The organism is Anaerotignum lactatifermentans, assembly GCF_014982935.1.
GTDB lineage: Bacteria > Bacillota > Clostridia > Lachnospirales > Anaerotignaceae > Anaerotignum > Anaerotignum lactatifermentans.
Genome location: NZ_JADCKK010000078.1, coordinates 1 through 9,610 on the forward strand (window position 1 = coordinate 1; position 9,610 = coordinate 9,610).

Below are 9,610 nucleotides of genomic sequence, written 5' to 3' on the forward strand. Positions count from 1 at the left end.
ATAATAACCATCGAATCAAAGCAAAGTTAAAGGGCTTGCCACCTGCAATTTACAGACAACAAGCCCTTCTGGCTTCTTAAACAATTTTAATTTGAAAATATTGTCTAACTTTTTGGGTTCAGTTCAGAATTTGAACTTCCAGCTTTTTTTATACTTCTTTTTCTTTTTTGCATGTTTTACAGCTGCCGCCACATCCCAGTACAAAACCGGCGGAAATGGCATCTGTATGGCATACGCTTTTACATTGCCCACAGCGAATACATTCAGGGCTGTTGATATTCTTTGTTACTTCCACACCCATTGGACAGATTTTCTCACAAGCGCCGCAATGGTCACAACGGGAAGCATCCACTTCCATGTGATAAAAGCTGAATCTTTGGAATAATCCATAGAAAGCACCTAAGGGGCAGACATATTTGCAGAAGGGTCTACAAATCAATATGGAAGTAACAATAGTCAATATCAACAAGAACATCTTCCAGCTGAACAGCCATCCGATCATTCCCCGCAGGCTTTCATTTTTCAGTGTCAGGGGAATGCCGCCTTCCAATGTCCCTACTGGGCAAATATATTGACAGAAATATGGCGGTGCAGTGCCAAAAGAATTGGTGAGGAAAATGGGCAATACTATGACCGGCACAGCCAGCATGACATATTTCAGATACCGTAGTCCTCTGTCCAGTTTTGTAGGGACTTTTATCTTTGGACTTTTGATTTTATAGAGCAAGTCCTGCAAAAAACCGAAAGGACAAAGAAAACCGCAAACAACTCTGCCTAACAATACGCTGACGAAGAGCAAAAAACCGAATACGTAATAGCTGAATTGGAATTTTCGGTCACCCAGAACGGCCTGCAAAGCGCCAATGGGACATGCTCCTACAGCACCAGGGCAGGAATAGCAGTTCAAACCCGGTACACAGACGAATTTTTGCCCGCCTGTCTGTATTCTCCCCTGCGTAAAGCCAATCAGATAGCCATTGGACACAACCGTGGCAATCAGCTGTATGATATGACGTCTTTTTTCTGTTTTTTTCATCAGCCTACTCCTATACATTCCAGGCAAATGGTGATTGCCTTTTTTAATACTGTCAGATGTTCCTGACGAATAAAACCATAAGCCATCATGCCCATGGAAAAAAGAAGGAGCGGATATTTGATCCATCCGCCCCGCATAGTATTTTGTTTACAATTCATCGAATCAACTCCAGACGTGCATTGATTTCTTCCAGATAAGCCGCCTTGATTTCGCCTGTTTTTCCAGGTACACCTACAACAGGATTGCCAATAACATTCCCTTCTTTATCAATGAAGAATGTGGTAGGAACGCTGGAAATATACTGAATTACATTTGTCTGCAGGCTATCGCTGGGCATCAGCACCGGATATTTTACGCCGCAGTAATCCAGAATTTCCTGTGTGAAAGCGGTATCATCACTGCCATCAATACAAAGGGAAATCAGATTTACATTTTCAGGCAAAGCGCCATCCAGTTCTGCCAGTTCCGGCATTTCGGAAATGCAGGGATTACACCATGTTGCCCACACATTGACAACCGTCATATCATAGTCTGCAAAGATATCCTGCGTAACGGTTTCCCCAGTCAGCAGTGTGGTTTCAAAATTGTTAAAGCTTCCGGCGAAATTGCTTTCCGGTACTTCAGATGCAGGGAAAATGAAGATTTTATTCTTGAAGTTTTCCCGATCTTCAATGATCGCACTCAAATTGCTTTTTTCTTCCTCTGTCAGCACCAGAGAGCTGTAATCATCATTATATCCCAGATAGTAATCGCTGTCAAAAGCTGTTGCAATCTTTTCTACATTGCCGTAGATGCTTGTAAATTCTGCATAGACTTCCTGTGCTTTTTCATCATTCTTGGGCAAACGGCATACACCGGTAAAGAAGAAAATTTCATTGCTCAGTTCCGCTGCAAGAGCTTCCTGTTCATCTTCAGACAGGTTTTCTGCTTCCATCATCTGATTGGAAACGTCCTGTGGAATGAAAAATAATGTCACCGCATAGGGAGAGATGACACTGCCCCCTACATCACCACTATTTAACCCTGCTAATACAGGTTCTGTATTGGTAATACCAAAGCCCATTTCAGACTGCGCAAACCAGTTATCATGATCACTCAAAAGAAATGTGGTGCCGTCCAAGGTCGTCATAACCTCTGTATTAAAGGCATCATTGACCTGTGCGCCATCATCCAAAGTAGAAACTGTGTGTTCTGACGTACTCTGCACTTCATCTGAGGCACATCCGCTAAAGGCTGCCGTGCAAAGTGACAATGTCAAAAATACGCAAAGTAATTTTTTCATGATGGTGTTCCTCCGTATTCTCTTGAAGTTTCCGTGTCTTTATGAATACTACAGGGAATCCCTGTCGATGTCAAGAGAAAGAATGGCGAAAAGTAGTAAGATTTTGTTAAGAAAAGAAGGCAAAAATATAGATGTTTCAAATCTGATAATCAAACATTTATTACCTATAATCCGCCAGACAAACACCCAAATCCGTTATGATTTTCCACAATTCCTCCATCTCATTTTCCGTGGGTGCAGCAAAGGTATCATCTGGTGTTTCCATGCCTAGCGCCTCATATTTGCCGAATCCGAATTTATGATAAGGCAGCAGTTCCATTTTTGCCTCAGGCAAATGGGTATGGACAAATGCTGCACTTGCTTTGATATTTTCCGCATCTGCATTGACGCCTTTGATGACAGGAATGCGAATGACGATTTCCGCTGGCAATTCTTTCAACCGTTTGATATTTTCCAATATCTTTTCATTGTCAACACCTGTAAAATAGGCATGTTTTGCGGAATCCATATGTTTCAGATCCATAAAGATCAAATCCATACGCTGCAAAATGGGCTTCAGCGCGTCAAAATCAAAATAGCCGCAAGTTTCCATGGCTAAATGAAATCCCATATCATATAAAGTTTCTGAAAGCTCATTCAGAAATTCCCGCTGCATGGTGGTTTCTCCACCAGAAAAAGTAATGCCGCCGCCGGACTGCATATAGAACAGGCGGTGTTTCTTTACCTCTTTCACAATTTCAGAAACTTCTTTTTCTACCACCATGCGTTTTTTTGCATTCTTCGGACAAATGTCAGCGCACGCACCGCATCCATCGCATTTTGCCCGCTGTTCGGGGTCATTGAGGTTGATTCCGTTGTGTACATGACAAACGGTAGTACAAAGCCCACAGCCAATACAAAGTTTTTCATAAAACGCCGTTTTTGGCTTTTGGTCAAATCCTTCTGGATTGGAACACCATTTACACCGCAGGGGACAGCCTGCCATAAAAATAGTGGTTCGAATGCCCTCCCCGTCATTGACGGAAAAAGGCTGTAACTGCATCACATATCCCTTCATTGATTCCATTCCTTTCTGCTATGAGAAGAACAGACCAGCAATGCCGGTCTGTCAGATTTCTTAGAATGTTTCGTGTGCGTTTCTTGCAATGATAGAATCCTGCATGGACTTAGACAGGTTGACAAACTGTGTGCTGTAACCTGCTACACGTACCAGCAGATCTTTATAGTCTTCTGGATGTGCCTGTGCCTTGCGGAGGGTTTCTGTAGAAACCGTATTGAACTGTACGTGTAAGGCACCCAGCGCAAAGTAAGACTGAATCATTGCACCCAGATTTGCCTGACCGCGTTTGGTTGCTACCAGATCCTGATTCAAACGGAGGTTCAGCAGTGTGCCGCCGCTGTGGATATCCTGATTCAGTTTTGCAGCGGAACGCATTGCAGCCAAAGGTGTGGATGTATCTGTACCTACATAAGGAGATACGCCTTCGGAAATGGGTTCTGTTGCCTTTCTGCCGTCCGGTGTAGCACCCAGCACCTTACCTGTAGGCAGGTAGTTGGAAATGCCCATGAATGCGGACAGGAAGTGATTGCCATTGATATCTTTATATTTATGAACTTCCTGATAGAAGAAGTTGCCAATTTCTCTTGCAATATCATCTACATAGTCATCATCATTGCCGTATTTGGGCGCAGCCTGCACCTTTGCACGAAGTTCATCATAGCCTTCCCAGTTATTATTGATGGCATCGATGATTTCTGCCATAGTTACAGCTTTTTCTTCAAATACCAGCTTTTTAATAGCTGCCAGAGAGTTTGCCACAACGGCAATACCGATTCCTGTGATAACGGGACCAATGTTGTATTTTGCGCCGCCTTTTGTCAGGTCTTTGCCGTTCTTCATGCAGTCCTCAATACATGCGGACATAAACGGTCTGGGAACCATTTCCACATGGAGGCGCTGGGCTGTAATCAAGCTGATGACAGCCTGTTTAATAAGGTAAGCAAACTGTTTATAGAAAGCTGCTTCCACTTCTTCATATGTAGAGAATGTTTTGGGATCTTTTTCATCCAAAGCGATTTTTTTGCCGCTGAGACGGCTTTTGCCTTCGTTTGTGGCAAATTCCAGAGCTGCCGCAAAGTTCAGGTTCGCTGCGGAAGTCCATTCCCCTGTTTTACGGAAATGAGGAACTACGCAGCCGCAGTTAGACCAGTCGCGGGCGTCTTCCGGTTCATAGCCTGCATTTACCAGCATCTGATAGCCTGCATTATCGCTGTGGATTGCAGGGAAGCCGGTGCCTTTGCTTACCAGATGGGTCACGGCTGCCATGAATTCATCAGGGGTATCGGGATGGATACGCACGCTCAAGCCGGGCTGATGTGCCAGAGTATCTTCTGTTGCTTTCAAGCACATATAAGACAGCTCATTGGTAGCGTCTTTCCCATCTCTGGTTCTGCCGCCTACTGTCAGGTTCTGGAACTGGTTATAACCAGCGAAGAAATCAGCTGTATTGGCGGAAATTGTCCAAACCCATTCAGAAAGTTTCAGCCACAGGCATTCAATCAGTTCCTGTGCTTCATCTTTGGTGATGACGCCAGCATCTTTATCTGCTTTATAATAAGGATACATATACTGGTCGAAACGTCCGGGGTTCCAAGCCAGCGGGTTTTCGGACAGAATGCCGCCCAGCTGTGTGAACCACATGAACTGCATGGCTTCCCGGAAAGATTTGGGCGGATTTTCAGGAACCACATCACAGATTTCTGCAATCTGCAGCAATTCTGCTTTTCTGGTTTCGTCAGCTTCTTCCGCTGCCATTTCTCTTGCTTTTTCCGCATAACGATTTGCCAGACGGATGATACCATCGCATACCAATACGATGGAGCGATAGAATTCAATTTTTTCTGCGCCTTCCAGAGATGTAGCGTCCAGTTCTGCCAGATATGCTTCCGCTTCCTTTTTGATGCCGCCGAAGCCTTTTTTGAACAGCACATCCTGATAGTCCGCAGTGATTTCCCCTACTGCCTGACGCCATTTGGAGTCTGTGTCTACAAAACCTGTATCCACAGCCACCCGTTTGGTTTCTTCGGAAATCTGTGCCAAAAATGCTTCTTCCAGAGATTTATGTTCCCAATAAGGGAAAATTTCTTTTCTGACAAAAGCACGCTGTTCATCTGTCATTTCATAAGGGTCCTGTTCACGGGTTGCAAAGGTATCCATTTCACGATCCACCCATGTCCAGGAGAATTCAGGTGTCAGGATGCCGCATTTGCGAAATTCACCGGTACAGCCAACGATGAGTTCATCAGGGAAAATATTGACACACAGTTCATTACAGGTATCATAAAATGCCTGGGCGCGGCGAATGGCAACAGGCTGCCCTTCCGTTCTTTTATGGGATTCTGTCCAGATGCGCGCTCTTTCATAGGAAATGGCAGGCTTGCTGTTTACATAGTTTAAACGGATTCGTTCTACTCTGTCGGTAATGCTCATTGCGTTCATCCTCTCTTTATGTATTATTTCTGATAATAAATCAACATGCAGATGCGTGTATTGCCGTCACACCCGTTTTCATAGACATGCGGTCTGTCTGCCTGAAAATGGATAGCATTGCCGGCTTCCACATAATGGCGTTTGCCATCTGTTTCCAATACGAAACAGCCTTCATAGACCAATATAAATTCTTCCGTTCCTGGTTCATGGGCTTCGGAAACAGATCTGGAACCAGGGTCCAGTTCAATATGCAGCATTTCAAATTTCCGCTCATGATGATAGGGAAAAAATGGGTACAGGCGAAAATGTCCGCCGTCACTGAGAAGAGGATTCACTTCCTCTTTGGAAATGATTTCAGCCTCTTTTTCAGACTGTTCCAAAAGACCCGTAAAAGAGATATGAAGTCCCGTTGCAATCTTCCATAATGTAGAAATGGTCGGACTGGATTCCCCTCGTTCGATCTGTCCCAACATACTCTTGCTGACACCTGTCATATCGGAAACAGTGTCTAAACTCCATTTATTCTCTTTTCGAATCCTTTTTAGGTTTTCAGCGATAATACCGCTCATTGCATCCATATATGCTCCTCCTCCCGCGCACAAACGTCTTTATAATAGAATAGCATCGGAAAAGAAACCCGTCAATGAATTGATGATACAGTATTTCGCATATACTACCTTTATGTTGTACGTTATAACGCATCTATAAGAGAAGCGTATCACGGCACATTATATTTGTCAACACGGACAAACGTTTTTGTGGAATATTTGGACGTTTTATCGAACAACGTCTTTATCTTCTCATACAACAAAAAAGCCAAAAAATAAAAAAGAGCCGAAAATTCAGCAAATATGCCAAATTTTCAGCTCTTTTATTTACATATCAAAAGACTCAGCCTTTCAGTTTCAGAATTTCATCCAGAATCTTATGAGCAACTTCTTCTTTTGTCAGAAGTTCCAGCTGGATTTCTTCCTGTTTGGAAATCATGGTAACCACATTGGTGTCTGTGCCAAAGCCGCTGCCTGCTACTTTCAGGTTATTGGCAATGACCAGATCAATGTTTTTCTTATCCAGTTTCACACGGGAGTTTTCCAGCATATTCTGGGTTTCCATGGAAAAGCCGCAATAGAACTGACCTTCTCTGCGGTGTTCGCCCATATACTTCAGAATATCATGGGTACGATCCAGTTCAATACTCATTTCGCCATCTTTTTTCTTCATTTTGTCATCGGCAACAGTTTTGGGTTTATAGTCCGCAACAGCTGCAGATTTGATGATGATATCATTATCCAGGAAACGTGCTTTCATGGCCTGGAACATATCTTCCGCGCTGACTACCTGCACATAGTCTACAAACATGGGGCGTTCCAGAGATGTGACACCGCTGACCAGAGTCACTTCCGCACCACGAAGCATAGCAGCCTTTGCGATTTCATAGCCCATTTTGCCTGTGGAATGATTTGTAATATAACGCACAGGGTCGATGCTTTCCTGGGTAGGGCCAGCAGTTACGATGACCTTCATACCTTTCAGGTCTTTTTCGTAAGCGATTTCCCGCAGAATATAACTTACCAGCACCTCTTCCTTAGGCATTTTGCCATCGCCTACGTCACGGCAAGCCAGCATGCCTGTGTCCGGCTGGATCACTTCATAATCATATGCCTGCAGTTTTTTCAGATTATCCTGCACAATGGGATTATGATACATATTGGTATTCATGGCAGGTGCAATGATCTTCTTGCAGGTGCAAGCCATAACAGTGGTGGTCAGCATATCGTCTGCAATGCCATTTGCCAGTTTGCCGATCACATTGGCAGATGCAGGCGCGATCAGCACAACATCCGCTTTTTTCGCCAAGGAAACATGTGCCACATGGAACTGGAAATTCCGGTCAAAAGTATCCACCAGGCATTTATTTCCTGTCAGTGTTTCAAAGGTAATGGGTGTGATGAAATGGGTTGCGTTTTCTGTCATGATGACATGTACGTCACATTCCATTTTCACCAGCATACTTGCTACATTTGCCATTTTGTAAGCGGCAATGCTGCCTGTTACGCCCAAAATGACGGTTTTTCCCTTTAACATACATCAACATCCTTTTCTTTTGCTTTTTGTATGATTTGATAATTTATTCACAGTATTGTCATTATAACAAACTTTTCTGCCTTCGTATAGACCAATCAGGAAAATTTTATTTAAAAAGCAAGATAAGAAGCGCCTTCCAGCGGAATCACAACCTGCAGACCCACGCGGTCGTTCATATCGCCCACAACATAGATAGTATAGGCTTTGCCGCCCTTCAATGTCACCACAGGGTCTTCCAACAAGACAGCGCCGCTGAAGTATTCCCGCAGCTTCAGATTGTGCTCACCGGGAACCACTGCCATATAGCGGCTGACTTCTTTATAATTCAAATCAGACAGCACCAGACTGTCATCCAGATATACATCCATTCTGGGTGCATTGGCAGAAAGCTGCACAAACCGCACGTAAGCCATATTCCCTTGCAGGAAACGACGGTTATCATTAATCATTTCCAGAGAAACATTACCCTCCGTGCCCGTCAGAGCCGCTGTAAAGATACGGTATCCGATGAGGTTGATATAACTTACCGTAAGGGGATTTTCCGTAGTTCCGGCGCGGAAAACCGCCACACGGTAATAACCGGGGAATGCTTTCATATACTCCGTAAAATTACGATACAGCAAGTTAGAAGCTACTTTTCTGCCATTGACATAAATGTCCACACTGCCAGCGCCGGGATAGGCATTGAAAAAGCGAATGTAACTGAACATAGTAATACCGGGAACAATGGGCAGCACTGTAATCTTCAGATTGCCGGGAAGCTGCACGCCGGGATACATGCTCTCTGCCGTACCATCAGCCACTTCCTGAGTCAGGCTTTCCAGCGGAAGCTGCCGGATGCCCTCCTGTGTCAGCGGCAGCGGCATAATCATATCCGCGCTGGTTTCCACACCTGCTTGTTTCCAAATGTCCGTCATTTTGGTCACCTGTCTTTTCAAAAGTTCTGTTATTATGTTATGTCAGAATTTTGAGAATGTGCATGGGAAATCCGGCGAATGTGCAAAAACCAGAATCGCCCATACAAATAACGGTACATTTTTTCGCACTGGTTCAAAGTAAGCTGTTTTTGATAACACAACACCTCCATGGGAACGCCATACATATCCCATAGGATACCTGTTTCCTGAAAGCCGCAGCGCATATAGAATTTTTTTCTTCGTATTCTCTGGAGGGCATTGGACGCTTTCTCATTTTCCGGCTCAATCTCCAGAAAAATATATTGTTCTGGATAAATATCTGCAAGCAGCTTTAAAGCCTGGCTGCCCACGCCCCTCCCCCGTTTGGAGGGCATCACAGCAAAATAATCAATCAGCACCATCTCTTCATAAACAGCGCATACAAAAAATCCCAGAAACTCTGTGTCCTCTTTGATGACCCACATTTCCATTTTTCCGTTTCTGCAATTTCTGCAGATTCTAGAAAAAGGTTTTCTTTCCATACGCGGAAAAGAAGCGCAGTATAACTCATAAATCCGTTTTTCATCCTGCTTGCAGGCTTTTTCTATCAACATTCCATTTCCTCCTGTGGAAAATTCTGATAAAAATCATAACCACGCCTAAAAGACGTGGTTTGCACTAGCCCTATAAGGGTTTATTAAGAGCCAGCGCCTAAATGACGCTGGCTTTCACTTCGTTCAAGCCTTGGTGGTATGATTATCTGCTACCCTTAAAAGGGTCTTCATACTCTTTTGTATTCAACTTATCTTCAATTTGATCTT

The 9,610-nt window shown here is 44.0% G+C and carries 10 protein-coding genes; 1 reads left to right on the forward strand and 9 read right to left on the reverse strand.

Going from position 1 to position 9,610, the window contains the following annotated elements:
• The coding region (locus INF29_RS15405; RefSeq protein WP_408626509.1) for an IS3 family transposase at window positions 1-80 on the forward strand (80 nt) is incomplete at its 5' end.
• A gap of 68 nt (window positions 81-148) precedes the next feature.
• Here the strand turns inward: INF29_RS15405 and INF29_RS12975 are convergent.
• The 9 genes from INF29_RS12975 to INF29_RS13015 form a co-directional block, all read right to left on the reverse strand.
• The gene (locus INF29_RS12975) at window positions 149-1,036 is read right to left on the reverse strand and encodes a 4Fe-4S binding protein (protein WP_193487082.1); all 888 of its coding nucleotides are present in this window, start codon (window positions 1,034-1,036) and stop codon (window positions 149-151) included.
• Complete coding sequence (locus INF29_RS12980) at window positions 1,036-1,194, reverse strand: CD1871A family CXXC motif-containing protein (protein ID WP_162609873.1); 159 nt, start codon at window positions 1,192-1,194, stop codon at window positions 1,036-1,038. The genes INF29_RS12975 and INF29_RS12980 overlap by 1 nt, the downstream gene beginning before the upstream one ends.
• Window positions 1,191-2,318, reverse strand: a complete 1,128-nt coding sequence (locus tag INF29_RS12985; RefSeq protein WP_193487083.1) for a TlpA family protein disulfide reductase — start codon at window positions 2,316-2,318, stop codon at window positions 1,191-1,193. Before INF29_RS12985 ends, INF29_RS12980 begins: the two co-directional genes overlap by 4 nt.
• Window positions 2,319-2,478: 160 nt before the next feature.
• Entirely contained in the window at window positions 2,479-3,384 is a 906-nt protein-coding gene (locus INF29_RS12990) for a glycyl-radical enzyme activating protein (protein WP_243184178.1), read from the reverse strand.
• Window positions 3,385-3,435: 51 nt separating this feature from the next.
• Window positions 3,436-5,808: a glycyl radical protein gene (locus INF29_RS12995; RefSeq protein ID WP_193487085.1), complete on the reverse strand. Its 2,373-nt coding sequence runs from the start codon at window positions 5,806-5,808 to the stop codon at window positions 3,436-3,438.
• Between the two features lie 23 nt (window positions 5,809-5,831).
• Window positions 5,832-6,386, reverse strand: coding sequence for a helix-turn-helix domain-containing protein (locus tag INF29_RS13000; RefSeq protein WP_072851986.1), 555 nt, complete (start codon window positions 6,384-6,386; stop codon window positions 5,832-5,834).
• 313 nt (window positions 6,387-6,699) lie between these two features.
• Window positions 6,700-7,893, reverse strand: coding sequence for a bifunctional phosphopantothenoylcysteine decarboxylase/phosphopantothenate--cysteine ligase CoaBC (coaBC, locus tag INF29_RS13005; RefSeq protein WP_072851984.1), 1,194 nt, complete (start codon window positions 7,891-7,893; stop codon window positions 6,700-6,702).
• 110 nt (window positions 7,894-8,003) lie between these two features.
• Window positions 8,004-8,810, reverse strand: a complete 807-nt coding sequence (locus INF29_RS13010; RefSeq protein ID WP_084730664.1) for a DUF4397 domain-containing protein — start codon at window positions 8,808-8,810, stop codon at window positions 8,004-8,006.
• A gap of 32 nt (window positions 8,811-8,842) precedes the next feature.
• Window positions 8,843-9,403, reverse strand: coding sequence for a GNAT family N-acetyltransferase (locus INF29_RS13015; RefSeq protein WP_193487087.1), 561 nt, complete (start codon window positions 9,401-9,403; stop codon window positions 8,843-8,845).
• Between the last annotated feature and the right edge of the window lie 207 nt (window positions 9,404-9,610).